Origin of the sequence: Mesorhizobium sp. M0830 (genome assembly GCF_040319965.1) — a bacterium.
GTDB lineage: Bacteria > Pseudomonadota > Alphaproteobacteria > Rhizobiales > Rhizobiaceae > Mesorhizobium.
In genome coordinates, this window is sequence record NZ_JAMYOR010000066.1 from 1 (window position 1) to 24,188 (window position 24,188).

Consider the following 24,188-nt stretch of genomic DNA (forward strand, 5'->3'; position numbering starts at 1 on the left):
GGCCCCATCTATCCCACCGTCCTGAAGCAGATGAAATGGGCGCCGCAAGGGCTCGAGCGGATCAGCGAGTGGAAGCATCGGGTGGTACCCATTCCCCTAGTCGCCATAGGCGGCCTCACCCCTGACCGGCTCGACGGTGTCTTCAAGGCTGGTGCGGACAGCGCGGCGGTGGTCACCGACATCACGTTGAATGCCGATCCCGAAGCGCGCACGCGAGAATGGATCGAAAAGACAAAGCCATGGCGCTGAGCCGAGAACCGCATGTGCTCGTGGTCGGCGGATCAGACTCCAGCGGTGGGGCTGGAATTGCACGCGATATCGAGACGATCTCTTCCATTGGCGTGCGCACCTGCCTGGCCGTCACAGCGCTGACGGTGCAAACGCACGACGCCGTCATGGAAATCCATCCTTCTCAGCCCGATCTTGTGGCCAATCAGATGCGCGCCGCGCTGCAGGCCAACAAGGTGGCGGCAATCAAGATCGGCATGCTGGCAACGGCTGAGGTCGTCGTTGCCGTCGCGGCTGTGCTACGCGAAAATCCACAGGTGCCGGCAGTACTCGACCCGGTGCTGGCCACGACGTCAGGCCGGGCGCTGCTGGACGCAAGGGCCATCGCCGCCATGAAACGCGACCTGATGCCCCTTTGCCGCCTCGTCACACCCAATCTCATCGAGCTGGCGCATCTTGTTGGCTTAGAGCCAGCGGTGGATGAAGACGGCGCAGTGTGGCAAGGCCAGGAATTGCTGGTGGCCGGGATGCAGGCCCTGCTGATCAAGGGCGGCCACGCGGCGGGACTTCGATCGACCGATATTCTGTTGCGCTTGGATCAAGAACCAATCCGCTTTGACATGCCGCGCCTTGCCGTATCGATGCGCGGGACGGGCTGCATGCTGGCCAGCGCGATTGCGGCACATCTGGCAAAGACCTCAATTGAAGACAGCGTGCGCGAAGGCAAGCTGTTTGTTTTCAAGAGGCTGCGAAAGAATGCAGTCGGACGAAATTGACTTTGCCTCGATCAATCCAATCGCGGCGGGCCAACAATCAAGATATTCAGCGCTCTGTCCGCGAACGATTAATGTCCGCCAGTACGGGAACGGCGCTTTCGTTAAGTGCAGCATTTGCGGCGATTGCAGAATATGAGCCTTGATGCGCTTGCAAGGCGCGCGGGTCTGTCGAAGGGCACCGTTGTGGCCATCGAACAGGCAAAGGCAAACCCAAGCGTTGGAGTCTTGTGCCGGCTCGCCTTCGCGTTCTCGCTCTCCGTCACCGATTTGCTGGGCCAAACTTCGGAAGAAAATCACAGACGAAACGATCGAACGGACCAAACCAGCAACGCTTTGGTAAACCCCCGCAAAGGAGCGAGGCGAAACTGATGACAGCGACCTCCGGCCGAACCATGTTCGAGATGTGGTCCTGGACGATCGGTCGGCTCCGCAACGATTAGTCTTGCAAGCCGGGGAGTCCGCGCGCTCCTCACCGACCAGCCGCACTCCTATGCGGCTGCCGACGATCATGCCGTTCGTTTTCCATGGCTGTGCTCGAACGAAGCTCCGCCGCTCAAGCCTTGGCGGTGATGCACGTCGACCGAATACTAAGACGGTTCTCGACGGTTAGACTGGCCGACAGCAAAGTCAGATTGCACTGCCACATCCGGGCGCAGCGCACTATTGGTAACGTCCGTGGCGCTGCAGCACTTCGATCTGGTAACCGTCGGGGTCGGCGACGAAAAAGAACCGCGCAAGCAGCCCGCCTTCGTGGTTGAACTCAACAATTCTTCGCGGATTGAAACCTGCCGCCGCCAAGCGCTTGTGCTCTGCCTCGATATCGTCAACGCAAAATGCCATGTGGCCATAACCATCGCCAAGCGCGTAGGGCTCTTCCCTGCCCTTGTTGATCGTCAGTTCAAGCTCGAAATCGGCTTCCGCATTGCGCAGATAAACCAGAGTGAACGTGTCAAAATCCAGCCGGTCCGCAACATCGAGTCCAAATGCGCTCTTGTAGAAACTGACCGACAGGTGCTCGTCCACGACCCGGATCATCGAATGAATTGCTTTCGCCAAAGGGAGCCTCCAGTCTGCCGCCAGATTTCGAACAACGTGGCCCATTGGCGCAAAAAGGGGTGGCAGCCGGTTACCACGTCGAGTAATTGGCTGAAGGATGGTCTGGCCAGCAGGTCCGATTGCAGCCACTGCAAATGCAGTGGAAAATGCGCTTCTGTTTGGTATCATCGGGCCGAATAGGCGCTGGAATGCTTTCGCCCAGCGGCATCAAAAGGGAGGTCTTCGCATGTGTCAGGTCTTTGCCGGGCAGGATCCGGAAGGCTATCGGCTGATCAATCGCTCAGTTCGAATAGGCGGCCATTCGACGAGCATCCAACTCGAAGCTACTTTTTGGACCCTGTTGGACGAGATCGCCCGTGGGCAAGGGATGACGGCGCCGAAATTCCTCTCAACGCTTTACGACGAAGCGCTGGAGATCAACGGCCAAATCCCGAACTTTGCCTCCATGCTGCGCACCACGTGCGCGCTCTATCTGCGCGACAGACAAGCACTCGACAGCAAACCCTCGGAATTCACGAACAAGGCAGCCTGACCCGCGGGCATTTTCTCAAAAACTCCGGGTACCGGAAAAACCCGTGTAGCAGCCGCCTGCTACCAGCAAACCGAATTTTGGCGCTATGTGATAAGGAATGGCGAACTTGACAGAGGCGGTATAGAGTTCATCTCATAACAAGAAATAAGCCGCACCAACGGCGACGCCGGAGCGAATCTGGGAGGATTCATGGTTGAGATTTTCTCTAAGCGGGACGGCCCGCGGCGCGAGGACGTACAGGTCAAAAAACTGATCGAGCAGAACCGCTCGACCATCGTTCGCCTTGCCGACCAGATCAGCGGCGGTGGCTATTCGGCTTCGAGAAAGCCACGCCAGCAGCCGAAAGCTGAAGGCCTTATCATCCATGTCGGCGGCAGCACGGCGCCCGTGGCTGAAGCCAAGCCGTCCATCCACGTCACCATGAACGGCCGTGTAATCTCGAAGGATCAGAACACCGGCCGCCAGCTTCATCACATCGGCGATGTCCGTAACCGAGGTGGCAACCAGATCTTCGTCCTGGCGACGAAGCAGAATGGCTTTTTCTCGCCGGTCGACGAATCCATCGCTGCGGCGCTTGCCGAATTAGACGGGGCCCATCTCGCCGCCACCTATACCGAGGAACAGCTTGCCGCCGACATCGGCGCGAAACTCGGCATCAACTGACCGTGCAGACGCCCGGGTGTGCTTGTGCACGTCCAATCCGCGCCGGGTACGACGCGACAGCATACAGAAATGGCATGCCTCAAAGGTTCTGTGATGACTGAATGAAACGCCAGATAAGCTCCAATCAGATGAAGATCGATGCTCTTCCAGCACATGCGTCGGCGGCAGCCAGGCAAATGGTTCTGGGCAACATCGATTATGACGAGCGTGCCACCATGCGCGCCTGGGAAAATTTTCTGGCCGACGAGCCCAAAAGTGCCCGCGATCCTGTCCACCCAAGCCACGTCCGCTCCCTCATTCATGATTCGTGGTATCGCAGTGCCTCCGGCGGCATCAACGCTCAAGGTATTGAAGCGCCGCTGAGCAGTGATCGCGACGAGATCGAATATCTGACCCGCGCCAACGCCGAATTGCTCTCGGCGGCGCGCCGGTCATTCGCTTCCCTTGGCCAGTTGCTGGACGGGACAGGCGCGATGCTGGTTCTGGCCGACAGCGACGGTGTGCTGATCGACGCCATCGGCGACAAGAAGACGCTGCATGACGGCATGGATATCCACCTCGGCATCGGCGGTAAGTGGAACGAAGACGCAGTCGGAACCAACGGAATCGGCACCGCGCTGTGGACCGGGGAGCCAACTTTTGTCCATGCGGCCGAGCATTTCTGCGCCGGGATCAAATCCTGGACTTGCGCCGGCGCGCCGATCCGCGATCCACTGGATGGCAAGATCATCGGGGTCGTCGACTTGTCAGGCTATTCGCCTATCTTCCGGCCGCACAACACCGCGCTCGTTGCCGCCACGGCCCGGCAGATCGAAAAGGCATTGGCCGAACAGCAGCAGGAACAGCGCACACGTCTGCTCGAAGCCTTCATCGCTTCGGCTCCAACCTACCGCCGAAAAGACGGGCTGGTCATCGTTGACCATCGCGGCCGCGCCATCTTCTGCAACAACGTGCCCGATGGCGAGACCACCGAGATGAGGGACGGCCCGATGGAGCCAGGCCGTGGCCGTTGGTTGATGAACCTTCCGTCCTCCGGCTCCGACGCCGACCTCGCCAGAGCGCTTCCGGCACATCTGCGATCCTGCCACATTACGCCGCTCAAGCTTGACGGGGACCTTCGCGGCGCTGCGCTGGTGTTCCCCCCCGTGCCGGCGGTCTCAAGCGTGGCGGTGGTCCACCGGGAAATGAACAAGCATCTTCGGGATGCTGTTGCCATGATTGTCGGCGAAAGCGAAGCGTTGCGGGCCGCCATTGATGTCGCCTGTCGCGTCGCTCAATCGAACAGTGCCGCTTCGCTATTGGTCGAAGGTGAGACGGGTGTTGGAAAAGAGCTGTTTGCACGCCTTGTCCATGCAGGCAGCCAGCGCACGGCGAATGATCCGTTCATCGCAATGAATTGCGGGGCGATTACCAAGGACCTTTTCGGCAGCGAATTGTTCGGTCATGTCGCCGGCGCCTTTACCGGCGCCTCGCGTGAAGGCAAGCCGGGCGTTTTCGAGCTCGCCAACGGCGGCGTGCTCAGCCTCGATGAGATCGGCGAATTGCCGCTTGAGATCCAGCCGTTTCTGCTGCGTGTCCTGGAAGAGCGCGTGGTCAACCGCATTGGCGACAGCCGTGGTCGCCCGGTGGATGTGCGCCTGGTTGCCTCGACCAATCGCGATCTCCACCAGGAAGTTGCCGCAGGCCGCTTCCGTCGCGATCTCTACTATCGAATCGGCGCGGTCTCGATCACCGTCCCACCGCTGCGCGAGCGCGGCGAGGACGTGCTGCTGCTGATCGAACATTTCAACCGGCAGATCGCCACCGCAGCAGGCGAGGACCCGCTGGAATTCTCGCAGGAAGCGCTCGAGGTCCTGCTCGCCTACCATTGGCCGGGTAATGTGCGCGAACTGAAGAACCTCGTCGGGCGGTTGCACATTCTGGCGCGTGGCGGCACTGTCGAGCTCTCGGATCTTCCTGGAGAAATCAGTGCGGGCAATCGCAACACTATGATCGGGCACAACGATCATCCCGCAGCCATGCTCGAAGCACCAGTTTGCACATTCGAGGATGCAGAATGCCAGGCGCTCAAGAACGCGCTTGCCGCGGAGAGTGGCAATCTCAGCAAAGTTGCTCTGAGGCTCGGTATTTCGCGCCCGACGCTCTATCGCAAGCTCGGACAATACGGCATCCGCCGCGGTTTCCTCTAGACTAAGACTAGCGCCGCTCGTCTACAGCATCTGTCGGAATCAACGGCAACTCGATGGATTGGATCGTGGTTCCCAACCCTATTCCGCAGCCAGGGCCGTGACTTCCCGCCGGAACGGCAGCGCATCACCGATATCGGGTTCGTCCAGCTCACGCGCGAAGCGATGGCCGGCATAGGTTGCCCAGGCGATCGGACCTGGCGCCTCGGCATCGCCGATGACCTTGATCGAGCGAATGCCTTTGTCGGCCCATTCGTGCCGCCGCGCTTTCAACTCGCGCCAGACCTGGTCCTCCTGTTGGCGCGACGTCACCAGCACCACGGCGTCGGCGGCGACCTCGCGTTCGGCGCCGGTGTAGGCGCAGGCAGTGGCAACGCCGCCTTGCACGACGCGCGTAACGGTCCGGTTCAGCACGATCTCGACGCCGAGCTCGGCCAGACGGCGATGGATTGCGCCCTGCTCCAAGGTGTTGCGAGTCCAGTCCGATACATAGGCGGACGGCGTCACCAGCGTCACCTTGGCGCCGTTGCGCGCGATCAACTCGGCCAGAACGCCACCCATGTAATAGTGGTCGTCGTCAAACAGCACGACATTGCCGGCAGGCACATTGCCACCCATCAGATCGTCCGGCGTGTAGACCGGCATGGCCGGGCTGATCGGCATCGCCACCACATGGGCGCGCGCCACCCCGTCACGCCGCCATGTCGAGCCGGTGGCGAGGGCGATGTTCTGAAAGCCGAAGGCCAGGATGTCCTGCGCCGACAACCGGCTTTCGAAATAGATGTCGACATTGGGCATCTGGCTGAGCTGGTATTGGCGATAATCGCGTACGCGGCCCCAGGCCGAGAGCCCGGGCAGGCGGCATTCGCGCGCGACGCGGCCGCCGAGTTCGGTGCCAGTCTCGGCAATGGCGACCTGATAGCCGCGCAGGCCGAGCGCGCGAGCTGCTTCAAGCCCGGCCGGACCGGCGCCAACGATCAGCACGCTCTCGCTGTCGCCCTTGGGCTGCATGCGCTCCGGGTGCCAGCCCTTGCGCCATTCCTCCATGAAGGTCGGGTTCTGCGTGCAGCGCGAGATCGACATGGTCATGTCGCCGGTGATGCAGATGTTGCAGCCGATGCATTCGCGAATGTCCTCGATGCGCCCTTCTTCCACTTTCTTCGGCAGGAACGGATCGGCAATCGACGGTCGCGCGCAGCCGATGAAATCAAGCGTGCCAGACCTGATCATCTTCACCATGACATCCGGCGACGTAAAGCGACCGACACCCACGACCGGCTTCGAGGTCAGCTTCTTGATGCCGGAGACGAGGCTTTCCTGCGCGGCCTCCTCCTTGAACCGCGACGGCCCCGAACAATCCTCCCAGGCGCCATGCGCCAGATCCCAGAGATCGGGCAGATCGGCATGCATCTCGATCATGTCGCGCACCTCGGAATTGGCGAAGCCAAGCTCGCCGATCATCTCGTCCAGCGACAGCCGCAGCGTCAGGCCGCAAGTGTCGCCAATGGCATCCCTGCCCTCTTCGATCAGTTCGCGCATCAGCCGCGAGCGGTTTTCCAGGGAGCCGCCATATTCGTCGCTACGCTGGTTGGTTGCGGTGGACAGGAAGTGTTGGATGATGCCGAAGCCATGCGCGCCGTAGAGACACACCAGGTCGAAGCCAGCCAACCTGGCGCGTTTGAAAGCGTTGCGGTGCCAGCGGCGTAGGTCGCGGATGTCCTGCTTGTCCATGGCGCGCGCCTGAACCGGATCGTTGGTGAAGGTCCGGATCGGCAAGGCCGACGGCCCGCGCGGCACTTCCTTGGTGTAGAGGTTCGGGCCATTGATGCCTGAATAGGCCAGCTGGACGCCGGCCAGCGCGCCATGCTGATGCATGGCGCTGGCCATCTTGGCGAGCGCTGGAATATCAGCGTCGTCCCACAGCCTGAGCTCGATGAAAGGCGTGATCTCCGAGGTGTGGTGCATCTCTGTCTGCTCGGTGAAGATGACGCCCCAGCCCCCTTCCGACTTGATGCGTCGCATCTCGGCCGCGGCCGACGGATCGCGATAGCCACCGCCATTGCAGTGCGGCACCTGGTAGAAGCGGTTCTTGGCGGTCACCGGACCGATTTTCACCGGCTCGAACAGAATGTCGTAGCGTGGATCACGCATGGTGCTTCCTTCCTGCCAAGGTCGCATCGCGGCATGTGCTGCGGTGGTTTTGACCCTTGGCGCAAGCTGGTCTGCCCAGCTTGTAGATGCCGTCAAACTACTCATAAGTTGCGATGCGTGCCGGAAAACTACAGATTTCTTCTGTGCCGATTAGGACGCGCCTAATCAGCCCCGGCCGCCTGGATTAGCATCCGGTGAATCCCAGCTGAGCCAAATGCGACTTCAAGGCCGTGGCGACGCGATGCTAGATAGCACGCACGGCCAAGGAGACATACAACGCATGGACAGCATCCAAATCCTTGAAAAGCTGATCGCATTCCCGACGGTGAGCCGCGACTCCAACCTCGACCTCATCGGCTATGTGAGTGACCTGCTGGCGGCACAGGGCATTGCTTGCCAGGTAATCCGCAGCGCGGATGGCCACAAGGCGAACCTGTTCGCCACCATCGGGCCGGCCGATACTCCTGGCGTCATGCTGTCCGGCCATACCGATGTCGTGCCCATCGACGGCCAGGATTGGACGCTGCCGCCCTTCGAGATGACCGCGCGAGACGGCAAGCTTTACGGCCGCGGCGCGGCCGACATGAAGGGTTTTGTGGCCTGCGCGCTTGCGGCGTGTCTCAAAGCTTCGAAAATGACTCTGCAAACGCCCTTGCATCTAGCGCTTTCCTATGACGAGGAGGTCGGCTGCATCGGCGTGCGCAGCCTGATCGACATGCTACGGGCTGCGCCGCTACGGCCATTGCTGTGCATCGTCGGCGAGCCGACCAGCATGCAGGTGGCGACTGGCCACAAGGGCAAGCTTGCCGCTCGCGCCATCTGTAGGGGACGGGAAGGCCATTCGGCGCTGGCCCCCTTGGCGCTCAACGCCATTCATCTGGGCTGCGACTTCGTCTCCGCACTGCGCGGCGAACAAGACCGGCTGGCGGTCGATGGCGCGCGCGACGGCGACTACGACATTGCCTACACGACCGTCCACGTCGGCAAGATGAATGCCGGCGTGGCGCTCAACATCGTGCCGAACCTCTGTCAGCTCGACTTCGAGATCCGCAATATAGCGGCCGACAATCCCGACGAAATCCTCGAGCGCCTGCGCGCGGAGGCGGCGCGCATTGCCGCTGCCGCTTCAGCGATTGCGCCTGAGGCTGCCATCGACATCGAGATCACCAACACCTATCCGGGTCTGGACACGCCGGCCAATTCGCAGGCCGTGGCCTTCGTGAAGTCGCTGACCGGTGCCAACGACACCATCAAGGTTGCCTTCGGTACCGAAGGTGGATTGTTCAGCCGCGATCTCGGCACGCCGACGATCGTGTGCGGACCGGGCTCGATGGTGCAAGGACACAGACCGGACGAATTCGTCAGCGTCGAACAGATGCGCCGCTGCGACGACATGCTGGACAATCTGCTGCGGCGGCTTTCAGATCACCAGTTTCACGCCGCCTGATAGAGGCTGCCGCTATTCCACGACCCGCCCACTCCCGAACACGCCTTGTTCGACGACAAAACGGCGGCAATGATCGATGAATGCCTGCACCGTCTGCGTGCGGTGCTCGGCGTTGGGCAGCGCGATCCCCATGGTAAGCGGCCGCAAATCGCCTTCCAGAGGCACGAACACCAGCGGCTTGCCGTCGGGCGCCAGCGTATTGAGCGGCCGCATGTTGGCGATGCCATAGCCGAAGCCGTTCGCGACCATCGAACGCATAACCGCGATGTCGCCGGTGCGCTCGGCAATGTTCGGTCGGATCCCCTGCGAATGAAAAGCCGAAAGGAAATATTCGCGGCTATAGGGCAGGTCGAGCAGCACCATCGGTTCGTCGGCCAGTTCTTCCGTCGTGATGGAAGCCTTGCTGGCGAAGCGGTGCCCCTGCGGCAGCATGACATAGGCCGGCACGAGCATCAGCGGTTCGAAAGTCGTGTCCTGCGACAGTTCGAGATCGTAGGTCAGCGCCGCGTCGATTTCGCCTCGCTGCAACATTTCGAGCAGCTGGCCCTGGTTGCGTTCGAACTGCCTGAACCGTACCTCGGGATAGGCGCGCTCGAACTTCATGCGCAGCGTCGGCAAGACGATCTGCGCGAAGGTCAGCAGGCATCCTATCGCCAGTGGCCCGCGCACCTTCTCGGCGATGTCGCCGGCGATATCGTGCAGAGCGTCGGCGTCGGCAAGCAGCCTGGCGGCCTCCTTGAGGAAAACACGCCCGCCGGCCGTGAGCGACAGGCCATGCGAATGTTTGCGAACGAAAAGCTGGACGCCGAATTCGGCCTCCAGTTGCGCGATGGATGCCGAGATCGAAGGCGGCGAAACATTGACCTGTTCGGCCGCCTTGGTAATAGAGCCGGCTTCGCCGACGGCGACGAAATATTCCAGTTGTCTCAGTGTAAAGCGTAGCGGCATGGGCGGCTATGTTGCCGGTTTGGGCGTTGCGATCAAGCGCTCGCCTTGGCTCAATATTTGATCCATGTCGTTTTCAGCGCGGTGTATTTGTCCAGCGCATGCAGCGACAGGTCGCGGCCGAAGCCGGATTGCTTGACGCCGCCGAACGGGGTCATCGGGCTCAGCGCATCGACCGTATTGACGGAAACCGTGCCGGCGCGAAGACGAGCGGCGACGCGGTGCGCGCGCGAAAGACTGTCGGTCCACAAGGATGCCGCCAGTCCGTACGGGCTGTCATTGGCAATACGGATGGCCTCCTCTTCATCGTCGAAGGCAATGACGGAAAGCACCGGTCCGAATATCTCATCCCTGGCAATCGGGTCGTCATGGGCGACATTGTCGAAGATGGTGGGCTGTATGAAGCTGCCGCGGCCGTTCACCGTGACCCGATCGCCGCCGGCGACCAGGCGCGCGGTCTTCTTGCCGGCCTCGACGAACCGCATGACGTTAGTCGTGTGGCGGGCATCGACCATGGCGCCCATTTTCGAGGCCGGGTCGAGCGGATCGCCAGGCTGGGTGGCCGCCGCGCGCTGTGCCAGCTTCTCCAGGAGGACATCCTTGATGGAGCGTTCAACGAGCAGGCGCGAATTGGCCGAGCAAACCTCGCCCTGGTTGAAGAAGATGCCGAACGCCGCCATGTCGGCCGCCGCATCGAGATCGCCGCAATCGGCGAAGACGAGGTTCGGGCTCTTGCCGCCTGTTTCGAGCCAGACCTGCTTCATGTTCGACTGACCCGAATACTGCAGGAACATCTTGCCGACTGATGTCGATCCGGTGAAGGCAAGGCAATCCACGTCCATGTGGCGGCCGAGCGCCTGCCCGGCTGTCTCGCCAAGGCCAGGCACAATGTTGAGCACACCGGCAGGCAGGCCTGCCTCCATCGCGAGTTCCGCCAGCCGGAGCGCCGAGAAGGGCGACTGCTCGGCGGGCTTCAGCACCACCGAATTGCCCGCCGCCAGCGCGGGTGCGCACTTCCAGGTCGCCATGTCGAGCGGGAAATTCCACGGCACCACGGCGCCGATCACGCCGAGCGGTTCGCGCCGCACCAGCACCAGATCGCTGCCGCCGGTCGGCGCCACTTCGTCATAGATCTTGTCGATGGCCTCGCCATACCACTGGAAGATCGCCGCCGAACCGGGGACATCGACAGTCGCCGCATCCGTGACGAGCTTGCCCATGTCGAGCGACTCGAGCAGGGCCAGCTCCTGCAGGTTTTCGCGCAGCAGCCGCGCCAGCCGCAACAGCACCTCCTTGCGGTGCGCCGGGCTGGTGCGTGACCAGACGCCGGCCTCGAAACTGCGGCGCGCAGCGGCGACAGCCAGATCGACATCTTCCTCGCCGCACGACGCCACCTCGGCCAGCGTTTCGCCGGTGGCCGGATTGATGCTGGCGAAGGTGCGGCCCGAACGGGCCGCGACCGTCTTGCCGTCGATGAACGCCTTGTCGCGAAAACGGATCGCGGATGCTTTGCTGATCCAGTCCTTGTGACTGAGTTCGCTCATTTGGCTGCCCTCCCCCGAGCGTGCAGGTTACTCGTCGCCCGGCACGCCGTAGCTCGGCGCGTCGGACGGATTGATCGCTCGGGTCACATAGGCATCGAGTTGCGGCTTGTAGCGATCCCACAAGGCCGCCAGCTCCTCGATCGGGCAGCTTTCGCTCCAGTCGCAGCGCAGGTCCGCGACGGGCCATGCGACCTCGCGCACCAGTTTCATTCCAGCCGAATGGACCGGACCGGCCTCGCCACCCGCTTTCAGCGCGGCGCGCATGGTCGCGATCAGGCGGTCGCCGAGATGCCCTTCAGAAGCCAGGAAGGCCTCGACCATGGCTTGTGGCACGCCATCGTGGGCGAGCATATTGCCACCGCAGGCGACATTCTCCGCATGCGCTTGCGCCCAGATGCCAAGCGCCTTAGGCCCGGAATGAATGGCGGTGGTCCCGGCGGCATCGACGGCCAGCACCTGCCGGTATTCGCTGTAGGTGCCGGTGCGCTTCAGGATGGCGACCGCCTCGGCGGCCGAGGCACCGCGCGCCAGCAGCTCGAGCCCCCTTGTGCCGAGCGTCGGATCGGTGACGTTCTGGCTTGCAACCGCACCCACGCCCGCTTGCGCATAGGCGCAGCGCGCCGCCACCGCCGGAGAGGAAGACGACACCGCGACGCCGAACATTCCGGTGCGGCTGCACCGCGCGACAATGGAAAAGGTCATCAGCGTCAGTCCGGGATGACAGCGGTGCCGTCGATCTCGACCAGCCAGTCGGGCCGCGCCAGGGCCTGCACGACAAGGCCGGTCGAAACGGGATGCACCCCTTTGATGTACTCGCCCATGGTGCGGTAGACCGCCTCGCGATGGCGCACGTCGGTGATGTAGACGACCACCTTGACCAGATGCTCCATCTTGCCTCCACACTCTTCGATGAGCTGCTTGATGTTCTGCATCACCTTGTGGGTCTGCTCGGCCGGATCATGGCTGTCGATATTCTTGGCCGTGTCGAGATCCTGCGGGCACTGGCCACGCAGATAGACCGTCCGGCCGCCCCGCGTGACCACCGCCTGACACAGATCATTGTCGAGCTTCTGCTCGGGATAGGTGTCTTTCGTATTGAACTTACGGATTCTTGTGTGCGCCATCCTGGTCTCCATCGGATCGGGCTCTTCATCGGAATATCGTCGCTCACAGCGCCAGGCTGCCGCCGGCCCTCGCTATGCCGCCCTGATCTGGCGTTTCGCGGACGCATGATAGGTCAGGTACTTGCGCTGCGTGGAAATATGGTCCGCCAGATGCTTGGCATCGTGCCAGACGCCCCAGATGAAGCTTGACCCGCGCCTTGACTGCCACGGCAGACCCAGGAAATAGATCCCCGGCTCGCTCGAGACACCGCGCTGATGCCTCGGCTTGCCCTTTTCGCCGAACACGTCGACCTTCAGCCAGCTGTAATCGAAGCTGAATCCCGTCGCCCATATGATCGAGGCTATTCCGGCCTTGGCGAGGTCCAGGTCGAGAATTGGATCAGTCAGGCATGGCGGGTCCGGTTCGATCTTGCGGGCAGCCGGCTCTTCCGGAAGGTCGAGGCCGTTGCGGGCAACATAGGCGTCGGCTTCGTCCAGCAGCGACATGTAGTTGGCATCGCCGCGGGCGATGTTCCTGGCAAGGTCGGGTGCGAAGGTCATGACGCCATCCTTGTACAGTTCCGTCCGGCCGACGAGCTTCATGCCCTGCGCGGCAAGGCGCCGGAAATCGATCGTCTGGCCGCCGCGCGCGCCGCTCACCGCGATGGTGACGTGCTCCGTGTCAGGCGCCGGCGCTTGGGCGTCCCACTTGCCGAGGACCCCCAGCCACCAGCAGAAATCGCGGCCGCGATAGGCCCTGGGAGGACGATCATGCGGCCCGACCGAGAGGTAGACGTTCCTTCCCGCGCGCAGAAGTTCGTCCGCGATCTGCACTCCCGAGGAGCCCGACCCGACCACCAGGACCGCGCCCCTGGGCAGCTGGTCGGGGTTGCGATAGGCGCTGGAATGGAGCTGCATGAGCCGTGCATCCTGAGGCACGATGCTCGGCATGACAGGGTGCTGGAAGGCCCCGGTGGCGGCGACCACGTTGGCGGCCTCGATGACGCCGCCTGAGGTTTCGACCCGGAAGCCGGGACGGCCGACAAGCCTCTGCACTTTCTCGACATCCACGCCGCAGCGGATGGGCGCTGAGATCATTTCCGCGTAGGCGACGAAGTAGTCGGCAACCTCCTCCTTGGAGACAAAGGCATCGGGATCGGTATCCGGAAACTCCATGCCCGGAAAACGATCGTGCCAGGCAGGTCCGTTGGCAACCAGGGAGTCCCACCTTTCCGAGCGCCAGCGTTCGGCGATGCGATGCCGCTCAAGGACAAGATGCGGCACATCGCACTTGCGCAGATGTTCGCTCATGGCCAGCCCTGCCTGGCCGCCGCCAACAACAAGCGTGTTTATTTTTTCGACCGACATTTCAGTGCCCTTTTCAGCTCCCCAAAGATTTTTTGCGGATGCGAGGAGGTCAGATCGCTGGTGTACTGGAGGGACTGGATAGCGAAAATTACGATTTCACGTGGCAGTGGTTAGCTTGTCCCTAAATGCCGAATGGCCGCGTCCCAGTGGACGGCTACGACAACATCGCTGTAGCCGCTTTTTCGCCGATCATCATGGATGGCGCATTGGTGTTGCCGCCGATCAGTGTCGGCATGATCGAGGCGTCCGCGATTCGCAGATTGTCGAAGCCGCGCACCTTGAGCCCGGCAGGGTCGACCACCGCCATGATGTCGTTGCCCATCTTGGCGGTGCCGACCGGGTGATAGACCGTCAGTGCCTCGGCACGCAGATAGGCGAGGATCTCGTCGTCGGTGACGACATCCGGCCCAGGCAGGATTTCCGGTCCGCGAATACCGCCAAAGGCTGGAGAAGCCAGGATCGAGCGGGCCAGCTTGATGCCCTCGACAAGGATCAGGGCATCCCGCTCATCACTAAAGAAACGATGATCTATCAGCACGTTGCGGCGGGTGCCGTCGCGCTCGAGCGTGATTTCGCCGACGCTCCCGGGCCTCAGCACGCAAGTGTGCACGGCGTAACCGTGGCCATATTCGACGAGCCGGCCGCGATGGCTGCGGTAGCCGGGGACAAAGTGGAACTGGACATCGGGAATGCTGCCGGCATATTTCGTCTTCGCGAAGCCGCCGGCCTCGACATAGTTGGTCGTCAGCATGCCCTTGCGCCGGGCGAAATACTGGAACGGCGCCGCCAGCATCGCCGGCAGGTTGGCAATCGACAGACCAAGCGTCCTGGTGCTGTTCGATCGCACCGTGATCATGCCGTCGACATGGTCGCGCAGGTTCTTGCCGACGCCCGGCACGTTCATGACCGGTTCTATCCCCGCCGCCTTCAACTCCTCCGCCGGGCCGATGCCGGAAGCAAGCAGGATGCGTGGCGATCCGATCGCGCCCGCGCTCAGGACCAACTCGGCACGGCATGCGAGCCGTTGGGCAGCTCCGTCCCTGATCACATTGACGCCGGCGACGCGTCCACTTTCAACCACCACATCAAGCACCTCGACTCCTGACAGCACCTGGAGATTTGGGCGGCCGAGAACCGGCCGGACGAAGGCGGTGTAGGCCGAAAAGCGTTCCCCCTTGTTCTGGGTGACATTGTAGATACCGAGGCCGAGTTGGCTATCGGCGTTGAAGTCGCGGTTTTCGTGCAGGCCGATGCCTCGGCCCGCCTCTACCCACAGCCTGGACACGACATTGGGATCGCGCGGATTGTCGACCAGCAGTTCGCCGTCGAAGCCGTGATAGGCGGGGTTCTGCGGCAGAAGGTTTCGCTCCAACCTCTTGAAGACCGGCAGTATGTCGGCATAGGACCAGCCCGCGCAGCCAAGTGCTGCCCATTCGTCGTAGTCCTGCGCGGCGCCGCGAATGTAGACCATGGAATTGATCGAACTCGACCCGCCAAGAAGCTTGCCCCGGTTGACCGGTATGCGGCGATTGTTGAGCAGCGGCTGCGGCACGCTTTTGTAGCCGTAGTCGAAGTTTGGATTGCCGTAGAGCGAGAGAATGCCAGCCGGCACGCGCACCCGGGTGCGGTCGTCGCTGCCGCCGGCCTCGATCAGGCAGACGCGGCTGGCGGGATTAGCGCTCAGCCTGTTGGCTACGACACAACCGGCCGAGCCCGCGCCAATGACGATATAGTCGAATTCCGCGGCCTCGATGTTCATGCAATGCCTGTTTCATGATCCACCCCGAAAACCGCTGATCTTTGTGTCATGCCTGTCGTCGTCCAAAACCGAGGTCATTTGGGCGACATGCATTAGTGCTCGTCGTCTTCGTCGTTCTTCAAGAGCTCGAGGATTTCCCGCTTCATGGCGATGAAGTTCGGCTCCATGACCAGATCCATGCTGCGCGGGCGCGGGAGACCGACGTGGATTTCCTTCTTGATCTGGCCGGGCCGGCCCGACATGACGAGCACCCGGTCCGCCAGCAAGATGGCCTCGTCTATGTCGTGGGTGACGAACAGGACCGTTTTCTTGGAATGATCCCAGATCCTCAGCAAAAGCTTCTGCATGCTGTGGCGGGTCTGGCTGTCGAGCGCTCCGAAGGGCTCGTCCATCAGCAGCACCTGCGGATCGTTGGCAAGCGCGCGGGCAATCGCCACGCGCTGCTTCATGCCGCCCGACAGCTGCGAGGGATAATGGTTGGCGAATTTCGCAAGGCCGACCTCATGGAGAAAATGCTCGACGATGGCCCTGCGCTCGGCCGCCGGCATGCCCTTGCGCTTCGGACCGTATTCGACGTTCTGCGCCACCGTTAGCCAGGGAAACAGCGTATAGGCCTGAAACACCATGCCGCGATCCGGGCCTGGCTCGGTAACCGGCGTGCCGCCGACAGAGATCATGCCGCCGGTGCGTTCCTCGAGGCCGGCGACAAGATAGAGCAGGCTCGACTTGCCGCAGCCGGATGGGCCGACGATCACGCAGAACTCATTGGGTACGACATGGAACGAGATGCCGTCCAGTGCCAGCACGGCATTGTCGCCCGTGCCGTAACGCAGGACGACATTGTCAATGCCGATGTCGGAACTCTTCGGTTTCGTCGCGAGGGTAAGAGTGTCCATGTCAGCGAGCTCCTCAATTGGCCCAGGGAGCGACGAGGCGGCGGATGCCCCGGAACAGTTGGTCGGTGCAAAGACCAAGGATGCCGATCATGGCGATGGCCATGAAGATCACGTCGACCTGGAAGCCGCGCATGGCCTTGAGCGAGATGTAGCCAAGTCCGCTGCGCGCGGCGACGAGTTCGGCAACGACGAGATAGGTCCAGGCCCAGCCCATGGTGACGCGCAGCACGTCGAGCACATTCGGAAGCGTGGCCGGAAATACGATATGAAAGACCGTGTCGCCGCGTTTCGTGCCGAGCGTATAGGCTGCGTTGACGAGGTCGCGCTGAACGCCGCGGGCGCTGTCGGCGATCATTACCAGCTGCTGGAAGAAGATACCGAAGATGATGACGGCAACGCGCTGCTCGATGCCGATGCCGATCCACAGGATGAAAAGCGGGACGAAGGACGTCACCGGCAGATAGCGGATGAAATTGACGAGCGGATCGAGCGCGGCCTGGACGACGCGGTAGGTGCCCATCGTCAATCCGAGCGGTACCGCCACGATGGTCGAAATGACGAAACCGATCAGCACCACCTGGACGCTGGCCAGGACGTGCTCCCACAAGGAGCCGTCAAGCGCCATGCTGATGGTGGTGGACAATACGGATTCGGGGCGCGGCAGGAACATTTCCTTGACCGCTCCGGAATAGGTCAAAGCGAACCAGCCACCGATGACCGCGCCCCAGACCAAGACGCTGAGCGTGATGGAGAGAGGGCGCGACACGGCCCGAAAAGGCGTGGTGACAGCTTTCCAGGCGGATCGACCGGGCTGATTTGTTTCCACGCTCGCAGTCACGATATGGCTGATGGGAGACGTTGCATTCGGTGCCAATGTCACAGGGGAACCCTTTGGACGGCTAGGACCGCAGGCGCGAGGCTCGGCCTGCGGTCCAGCGAACTGACTTTACAAGGCCGGATCACTTCGTAAGGAAAGACGGATCGACCAGGTCGTCGTATTTGATGTCCATCTTGAGCTTGCCGAAGCCGCCCCAGACGTCGCCGCCCAGCTTGATCAGTTTGCCAGCATCACCGCTCTCGCCGCCGGCGAAAAATTCGGCATTGCGCGCCTTGCCGTAGAAGTTCACGCCAGCGGCGGAGGAGGCGAAGTCCTTCGGATCCTTCAGCCAGCCGCCGACACCCTTGGCCATCACCTCGTAAGCCTTCTCAGGATTTTCCTTGATGAACTCGTTGGCCTTGTAGAGCCCCTTTACCAACGCCTCGACATCGCCAGGGTTCTTCGTGATGTAGTCGCAATTCAGCGCCACCACATCGACGATCAGGCCCGGCGTCTTCGAGGAGTCGATCAGGACCTGTCCCTTGTTTGCCTTCTTGGCCAGTGTCAGATGCGGCTCCCAGGTGACGGCAACAGGAATGCGATCGGCCATGAAGGCGGCGGCAGCGTCGTCGGCCGTCATGTTGGTGACCTTCACGTCAGCCTGGCTGAGACCGGCCTGCTTGAGCAGGATGTTGAACCAGAACTGGGACACCGAGCCTTCGTTCAGCCCAACCTCCATGCCCTTGAGATCGGCGACGCTCTCGACCTCGCTGGGCGCCAGAACGCCGTCGCCGCCATGGCTATCATCGAGGGCATAGACCGATTTGAAGCAGACATCCTTGGAACGGTACTTCATGATTTCATCTATGGTCGAGGCGCTGCCGTCGAGCTCGCCGGCGGCGACGGCCGCCATGTACATCGATGCTTCCTCGATGATTTCGAGCGAGACATCGAGGCCGCCTTCCTTGAAGTAGCCCATGTCACGGGCAAGGAAGAGCGGGCCGTATCCGACCCAGGTCGTCATGCCCAGCTTCAAGCTGCCGGCTTCGGCGTGGAGGCTCACCGAAAGGGCGCTCAGGGCAATGCCGGCCGCAAGCGCGGCGTGGCGAAACTTCGAGATTATTGTCGTCATCACGTTCCCCTGTATTTTTCTGAGGTCAGGCGTTATCCGCGCCATAACAAAGCCGCTTCGGACGCATCGCCGAAGGCTGCCGCCTGACGTTCTTTATGTTTCTCTTTCAGCCGGCTGATGGAGCAAAGCACGCTGTGTGCGATGCACAAATAATGATTTTCGATAATTCTGCTTAGGCTAGGCCTAACCAAGCCGGCGCCGGCCGTGCCCGCCTGACCTTGGCGACATCGTGATCATGGACAATTTGGGCAGTTGCAGCCATCCGTCATGCGATCAGGGCACCGCCGGCGCAAAGCTCTGGTTCCTGCCGCCATACTCGCCCGATCTCAACCCGATCGAGCAGACTTTCGCCAAGATCAAGCAGTGGATGCGACACGCCCAGAAGCGCACCGTAGAAGACACTTGGCGCCATCTCGGCACACTCGTCGGCACTATCAAGCCAGACGAATGTGCAAACCACTTCAACAACGCTGGATATGCTTCCGTCAAAACATGAAAGGTAGACCTCGGGTCGCTCACCGACAGAAAAAGCGGCATTCGCCCGTCGCGGAGCGGGGAAGTGCGTCGATGCAAAAACGCCTTCAGGCAGCGATCGCCGGATCGATCAGGCCTTTACGACAGCACCTGTCACTTTCTCCGAGAGATAGCCGAGAATGTTGCCGATGATCAGCGAGACAACCACAGCCGCCGCGACCTTGGTAATGCCGCTGATGCCTTCGCCGTAGGCGGCGGCACCAAGTAAATAAAGCGCGGCGGTCGTTGCATAGCCGTAGACCGCTGATGGAATGGCGCTGAGCAACGGCAGCTTGGCGGCGAGAATCAGGACGACGATTGAAATGCCGACGCAAATACCGGCCATGATCGCCGTAACACCAATAGACGTCAGTGCTATCAGTGCGCCAGCGGCGCAGATCGCTCCCCAGAGGTTTGCAACCGCCGAATTCTTGAAACCGGCTTCCTTGCCGCCACAGTGATAGAAACTTCCCCAGCCGACAAATACCGCCCAGATCAGCAAATAGGGGTTGCCGATGGTGATCGCCGCCCACGTTGCAATGCCGCCCATAATGCCGATGACGACGGCCAACCCTGTGATAAGATCCATATTGTCCTCCCGTTTTTCCAAAGCTCGAAGCAAAGAATCTCGTTTCGGGATCGCGCTTCGCTGACGTCCCGACATGGAAAACGCCATGGCATCAGCCACAGGGTTCAGGAAAAAGCTTGCCGGCAAGCAATCAGGCCGGCTGAGCCGCCGGTTCGCTCGCGCCGATCACCCCGGCGCGCAATGCCAGTCCGGCAGCGGCCGCGCCAAGGCACGGCGCCACGATATAGAGCCAGAGTTGCGATAGAGCGGTTCCACCGGCAAAGAGCGCCGGACTGAGCGAGCGGGCCGGATTGACCGACGATCCGGAGACGGCAATGCCGGCGAGATGGATCATGACCAGCGTCAGCCCGATTGCCAGGCCAGCCAGAGGACCGGCGCCGCCTTCGGCGGTGGCGCGAAGGATGACGAGCAGAAACAGGAACGTGGCGACCACTTCGAACAGGAACGCCGAGGTCACTGAGTAGGTCGACCAGCCATTCTGGGCGAAGCCATTCGCCGCCACGTCAAAGCCTCCGCCCTTGCCTTGTGCGATGACGTAGAGCACCGCCGATGCAACAATTGCCCCCGTGCATTGCGCGACCACATAGCCGATGAGGTCATTCGATTTCATGCGGCCTGAGACGAAGAAGCCGAGGCTGACGGCCGGATTGAGATGGGCGCCCGAAATCGGTCCGACCGAATACGCCATCGCCACCACCGACAGGCCGAAGGCCATGGCGACGCCGAGCAAACCGACCTCGGAGCGCATGAACAGAACCGTCGCGCAGCCGAAGAAGACCAGCGCGAAGGTTCCGATGAATTCACAGATGTATTTGTTCATATTTTTCTCTCCCTCTGGATGATGGTGGGGACCGGACGCCGCGCCCGTTCGCGCGAAGTCCGGTCCAAATGTTTCAGGGTACGATGACGCCACGCCCGGTGAAGCGCCGGTTCTTGAAATCGTCGAGCGCGGTGTTGATGCTGGCGAGATTGTATTCGGTGTAGTGCATCTTCACCTTGCCGTCGGCGTTGAGCTCCATCAGTTCGACGAGCTCGGTGAAATTGCCGACCAGGCTGCCGCCGATGTTGATCTCCTCGATGACGAGATGCGCGGTCGGCACGTTGATGTTGCCGCCATAGCCGACGACGAACAGTTGCCCGCCCTTGCGCACCATCTTCCAGCAGATGTTCTCGACCCCGAGTTCACCAACGAAGTCGATCACCACATGGGCGCCGCCGCCGGTGATCTGGGCGACCTCCTCGACAACATTTGGCCCGCCATCGAGGATGAAATCGGCGCCAAGGTCCTTGGCCAGCACCCGCGCCGCCGGCTCGCGATCGACGGCGATGATGCGGCAACCCGAGATCGCGTGCAGCGACTGCAGCGCGATGTGGCCGAGCCCGCCTATGCCGAGCAGCACGCAATAGCTGCCTGGCCGCAGCAGCTTTGCGGCACGTTTGGCGGCGCGGTAGGCGGTGATGCCGGCATCGGCCAGCGGCGCCACTTCGATCGGCGTGATGTTGGCATTCAGCTTGATCAACGACCGCTCGCTGGTGATGAAATACTCGGCAAAGCCGCCATTCATGCCCAGGCCGGGAAACTGGCCGTTGTCGCAATACATGTCTTCGCCATGGCGGCAGTTGAGGCAGATGCCGCATGAGCGGAAGGGATGGCAGATCACGGCGTCGCCGCGCTTGACCGATCTGACGCCGCTGCCAACTTCCTCGACCCAGCCGGCATTCTCGTGTCCCATGATGTAGGGCAACAGCGTGCCTTCGGGATCCATGGTCGGCTTCCACACACCTTCGATAATGTGCAGATCGGTGCGGCAGAGGCCGGCGGCTCCGACCCGCACGATCACCTCGTCGGGCGCGGTGATCGTCGGCGCCTTGACCTCCTCGATCTTGAGCTGGACGTTCATCTTGGGGTCGTACTCGTAAAGTCTGGCAGCTTTCATGGCTGTGTCCTTTCAACGTCGAGATTGTCTGGATTGCTTCAGGCGCGGCCGAGCTTTTCGGAGCCGCCGCCACGTGCCGGCCCCGCCGTCGGGTCCTCATCCTCGGCGAGATGGCCAATCAGCGTTTCTGTGGTCAGGATCAGTGTCGCCACCGATGCTGCGTTGGCGAGTGCTGTGTAAGTGACGCGGACCGGATCGATGATCCCTGCTTCGAACATGTTCTGATATGCGCCGGTCGACGCGTTGTAGCCGTAGCCGCCATTGATGCGTGTGACCTCGACCACAACCGCTTCGGGATCGGCGCCGGCATTGGCGGCGATACGCCACAGCGGCCGCGACAGCACCGAGCGCACCAGGCGCACACCTTCGGCGACATCGCCATCGACACTAGCCGCTACCTTGTCGAGCAGCGGCGCGATTTGGGCGAGTGCGGAGCCGCCACCAGCGACCACGCCCTCTTCGGATGCGGCGCGCACCGCGTTCAAGGAATCCTCGATCAGCTGGATGGTCCGCTTCTGCTCGACCGGCGTAACGCCGCCGGCATAGAGGATCGCGGTGCCGCCGGAGAGCTTGGCCAGGCGTTCGCGCAGCTTGTCCTGGTCGATGTTGGGCGGCGAAGCCTCATACTGCCGCTGCACCTGGGCGCGACGCGAGGCGATGGCCGCATGATCGCCGCCGCCACGAATGATGGAGGTATAGGACGAACTGGTCTTCACCCGGTCGGCCGTACCAAGATCCTCGGCGGTGATATCCTCCAGCCGGCCGCCAAGATCGCGCGCGATCACCTTGCCGCCGGTGATGATGGCCAGGTCCTCCATCATCGCCTTGCGCCAATGGCCATATTCCGGGGGATGGACAACGAGGTATCTTCCCGGTCCCTGCTTGCCGAGCAGTGTCACCACCACTTCCGGCGACATTTCCTCGGACACGATCAGCAGTGGGCGGCCGTCCTCGTCGGCGATGCGGCGAACAGCATCGAGCTGTTCGGGCTCCTTGATCTTGAGGTCGGTCATCAGGATGTAAGGCCGTTCGAGCACAGCCTCCATCTTCTCCTGATCGGTCACCATGTGATGCGAGAGGTAGCCGCGTTCGAAGGACATGCCCTCGACGACATCGAGCGTGGTCTCGGTGGTGACGCTGAAGTCGGTGGTGATGACGCCCTCGGCGCCCACCCGCTGATGGGCTTCCGCTACGAGCGCGCCAAGCTTGGTATTGGTCGCCGCGATGTTGGCGACCGACGCCAGGATGCCGTTACCCTTGGCCGGCTTGGCCGAGGCCTTGAGTGCCGCCACCACCGCCGCCACGGCGAGGTCGATGCCTTTGCACAGATCGACGGATTTCACGCCGCGCTCATTCGCCTCGACGCCGCCCTGGATGAGCGCGTTGGCGAGCACGATGGCCGTCGTGGTGCCGTCGCCAGCGATCCCGTTGGTCTGCATCGACACCTCGCGGACGACTTGCGCGCCCATGTTTTCGAAACGGTCGTGCAGCTCGATCTCGGAGGCGATGCTGACACCGTCGCGTGTCACCATCGGGGTGCCGATCGGCCGGTCGATCATGGCGTTCATGCCTTTGGGGCCGAGCGTCGGTTCGACGGCAGCGGCGAGCCGAAAGACACCACGGGCGAGAGCACGGCGGGCTTCGGAATTGTGAAGCATTATTTTGGGCATGGTTCCTCCTTCCGCCTTACGGGCGGGTTGTTGATTAGGGGCCTCGTGCGAGGGAGGCCGTTGCTTTCAGATCTGCTTCAGGCGGTCGGCGCGGCTCGTGCCGGCACGCGATCCAGAATGAAATCGACCAGCGTCGGTTCGCCGTCGACCACATCCAGTTCCTTGTATCGGGTCTGCTTGAGCCCCCGGCACAGCGCGCCGTTGAACTCCATGTTGATGCGCACACCGCGCAGTTCGGCGAGATGGGCACCGAGTGCATCGGGCGGTATGGGCAGCCCTTCCCAGGTCACGAAGACGGAATCATCCACCCGGCGGTCCGGAAACCGCTCGAGCAGCGCCGCCCGGTAGCGCGGCTTCTGTTTGGCCGCCTCGCCCGGCTCGAACCGCGCGACGTCGTAGGCCGGCAGGTCCATGCCGACGATTTCGCGATTGGTCAGGCCGTTCGCCTTGAGGCCGCGCAGTACTGCCTCCTGGCGCCGCTTGAAGGCCTTCATTGCGAAGGTTTCGCGCAAGGCGCCGAGATCCTGATCCTCGGCAAGCACGGCGAAGATATCGCCGAAGCTCTTGCCTTCCGCCATGCCGCGATTGACCTCGTCGGCGAACATGTGGTCGTGCAGCTTGACGCGATAGGCCGGCGACCAGGAGAGCTGGTCGAGCGCCTTGCGCACGCCGTCCAGCATCAGGAACGCGAAGTTCGGCGAGCACCAGTAGGTCGGCAGGCGGAAATCGACATCCACACTGCCATCGCCTGTCACATCAGCCCGCTCGACGAAGCCCATCTCGGTGATGGGTTCGTCGAGTTCCGGGTCGTTGACCTCACCAAGGCGCCGCCAGAGTTCCTTCTGGCAGTCGCCGGAAACATTGGCGGTTGCCATG

At 62.1% G+C, this 24,188-nt stretch carries 23 protein-coding genes and 1 pseudogene; 8 read left to right on the forward strand and 16 right to left on the reverse strand.

Annotated features, from left to right (window positions below; genetic code table 11):
- The 3 genes from NKI20_RS28060 to NKI20_RS28070 form a co-directional block, all read left to right on the forward strand.
- Positions 1–249, forward strand: a 249-nt coding sequence (locus NKI20_RS28060; protein ID WP_352836559.1) for a thiamine phosphate synthase, incomplete at its 5' end; no start/stop codon positions are given.
- Complete coding sequence (locus tag NKI20_RS28065; protein ID WP_352836633.1) at positions 240–1,004, forward strand: hydroxymethylpyrimidine/phosphomethylpyrimidine kinase; 765 nt, start codon at positions 240–242, stop codon at positions 1,002–1,004. The genes NKI20_RS28060 and NKI20_RS28065, both read left to right, overlap by 10 nt.
- 132 nt (positions 1,005–1,136) lie before the next feature.
- Positions 1,137–1,373, forward strand: a complete 237-nt coding sequence (locus NKI20_RS28070) for a helix-turn-helix domain-containing protein (protein ID WP_352836562.1) — start codon at positions 1,137–1,139, stop codon at positions 1,371–1,373.
- A gap of 291 nt (positions 1,374–1,664) precedes the next feature.
- Here the strand turns inward: NKI20_RS28070 and NKI20_RS28075 are convergent, their stop codons facing one another.
- Positions 1,665–2,060, reverse strand: coding sequence for a VOC family protein (locus NKI20_RS28075; RefSeq protein ID WP_352836565.1), 396 nt, complete (start codon positions 2,058–2,060; stop codon positions 1,665–1,667).
- A 226-nt stretch (positions 2,061–2,286) separates the two neighbouring features.
- Between NKI20_RS28075 and NKI20_RS28080 the strand changes: the two genes are divergently transcribed.
- From NKI20_RS28080 to NKI20_RS28090, 3 genes are all read left to right on the forward strand, one after another.
- On the forward strand, positions 2,287–2,592 hold the full coding sequence (locus NKI20_RS28080) for a ribbon-helix-helix domain-containing protein (RefSeq protein WP_031260570.1): 306 nt from the start codon (positions 2,287–2,289) through the stop codon (positions 2,590–2,592).
- 189 nt (positions 2,593–2,781) lie between these two features.
- On the forward strand, positions 2,782–3,255 hold the full coding sequence (locus NKI20_RS28085) for a hypothetical protein (RefSeq protein WP_352836568.1): 474 nt from the start codon (positions 2,782–2,784) through the stop codon (positions 3,253–3,255).
- Positions 3,256–3,356: 101 nt separating this feature from the next.
- The gene (locus tag NKI20_RS28090; RefSeq protein ID WP_352836570.1) at positions 3,357–5,444 is read left to right on the forward strand and encodes a sigma-54-dependent Fis family transcriptional regulator; all 2,088 of its coding nucleotides are present in this window, start codon (positions 3,357–3,359) and stop codon (positions 5,442–5,444) included.
- 78 nt (positions 5,445–5,522) lie between these two features.
- On the opposite strand, the gene NKI20_RS28095 is transcribed toward NKI20_RS28090, so the two are convergent.
- Positions 5,523–7,592, reverse strand: a complete 2,070-nt coding sequence (locus NKI20_RS28095) for an oxidoreductase (protein ID WP_352836573.1) — start codon at positions 7,590–7,592, stop codon at positions 5,523–5,525.
- Between the two features lie 280 nt (positions 7,593–7,872).
- On the opposite strand from NKI20_RS28095, the gene argE reads away from it, so the two are divergent.
- On the forward strand, positions 7,873–9,039 hold the full coding sequence (gene argE, locus NKI20_RS28100) for an acetylornithine deacetylase (RefSeq protein WP_352836575.1): 1,167 nt from the start codon (positions 7,873–7,875) through the stop codon (positions 9,037–9,039).
- 12 nt (positions 9,040–9,051) lie between these two features.
- Here the strand turns inward: argE and NKI20_RS28105 are convergent, their stop codons facing one another.
- From NKI20_RS28105 to NKI20_RS28145, 9 genes are all read right to left on the reverse strand, one after another.
- A complete protein-coding gene (locus tag NKI20_RS28105; protein ID WP_023760317.1) occupies positions 9,052–9,987 on the reverse strand; it encodes a LysR family transcriptional regulator in 936 nt (311 codons plus the stop codon).
- A 50-nt stretch (positions 9,988–10,037) separates the two neighbouring features.
- Positions 10,038–11,528, reverse strand: coding sequence for an aldehyde dehydrogenase (locus tag NKI20_RS28110; protein ID WP_352836578.1), 1,491 nt, complete (start codon positions 11,526–11,528; stop codon positions 10,038–10,040).
- Positions 11,529–11,555: 27 nt separating this feature from the next.
- Positions 11,556–12,230: a DUF1028 domain-containing protein gene (locus NKI20_RS28115; RefSeq protein ID WP_352836581.1), complete on the reverse strand. Its 675-nt coding sequence runs from the start codon at positions 12,228–12,230 to the stop codon at positions 11,556–11,558.
- A 5-nt stretch (positions 12,231–12,235) separates the two neighbouring features.
- Entirely contained in the window at positions 12,236–12,652 is a 417-nt protein-coding gene (locus tag NKI20_RS28120) for a RidA family protein (protein WP_352836583.1), read from the reverse strand.
- 72 nt (positions 12,653–12,724) lie between these two features.
- Entirely contained in the window at positions 12,725–13,999 is a 1,275-nt protein-coding gene (locus NKI20_RS28125) for a flavin-containing monooxygenase (protein WP_352836586.1), read from the reverse strand.
- 154 nt (positions 14,000–14,153) lie between these two features.
- Entirely contained in the window at positions 14,154–15,758 is a 1,605-nt protein-coding gene (locus NKI20_RS28130) for a GMC family oxidoreductase (protein WP_352836589.1), read from the reverse strand.
- Between the two features lie 92 nt (positions 15,759–15,850).
- Positions 15,851–16,654: an ABC transporter ATP-binding protein gene (locus NKI20_RS28135; protein WP_352836591.1), complete on the reverse strand. Its 804-nt coding sequence runs from the start codon at positions 16,652–16,654 to the stop codon at positions 15,851–15,853.
- 13 nt (positions 16,655–16,667) lie between these two features.
- Positions 16,668–17,480 (reverse strand): ABC transporter permease, encoded by an 813-nt coding sequence (locus NKI20_RS28140; RefSeq protein ID WP_245266712.1) that lies wholly within the window; start codon positions 17,478–17,480, stop codon positions 16,668–16,670.
- A 133-nt stretch (positions 17,481–17,613) separates the two neighbouring features.
- Positions 17,614–18,603 (reverse strand): ABC transporter substrate-binding protein, encoded by a 990-nt coding sequence (locus tag NKI20_RS28145; protein ID WP_352836594.1) that lies wholly within the window; start codon positions 18,601–18,603, stop codon positions 17,614–17,616.
- Between the two features lie 220 nt (positions 18,604–18,823).
- On the opposite strand from NKI20_RS28145, the pseudogene NKI20_RS28150 reads away from it, so the two are divergent.
- A pseudogene (locus tag NKI20_RS28150) lies at positions 18,824–19,099 on the forward strand (transposase); the annotation flags it as partial.
- 108 nt (positions 19,100–19,207) lie between these two features.
- Here the strand turns inward: NKI20_RS28150 and NKI20_RS28155 are convergent.
- From NKI20_RS28155 to NKI20_RS28175, 5 genes are all read right to left on the reverse strand, one after another.
- A complete protein-coding gene (locus NKI20_RS28155) occupies positions 19,208–19,792 on the reverse strand; it encodes a DUF1097 domain-containing protein (RefSeq protein ID WP_352836597.1) in 585 nt (194 codons plus the stop codon).
- A 43-nt stretch (positions 19,793–19,835) separates the two neighbouring features.
- Positions 19,836–20,525 carry an MIP family channel protein gene (locus NKI20_RS28160; protein ID WP_352836600.1) on the reverse strand — a complete coding sequence of 230 codons (690 nt, stop codon included), beginning with the start codon at positions 20,523–20,525 and terminating at the stop codon, positions 19,836–19,838.
- Positions 20,526–20,598: 73 nt separating this feature from the next.
- Positions 20,599–21,642 (reverse strand): NAD(P)-dependent alcohol dehydrogenase, encoded by a 1,044-nt coding sequence (locus NKI20_RS28165; protein ID WP_136619350.1) that lies wholly within the window; start codon positions 21,640–21,642, stop codon positions 20,599–20,601.
- A gap of 38 nt (positions 21,643–21,680) precedes the next feature.
- Positions 21,681–23,312, reverse strand: a complete 1,632-nt coding sequence (locus tag NKI20_RS28170) for a molecular chaperone GroEL (RefSeq protein ID WP_352836603.1) — start codon at positions 23,310–23,312, stop codon at positions 21,681–21,683.
- 77 nt (positions 23,313–23,389) lie between these two features.
- Positions 23,390–24,187 (reverse strand): iron-sulfur cluster assembly protein, encoded by a 798-nt coding sequence (locus NKI20_RS28175; protein ID WP_352836606.1) that lies wholly within the window; start codon positions 24,185–24,187, stop codon positions 23,390–23,392.
- Position 24,188: the final 1 nt, after the last annotated feature.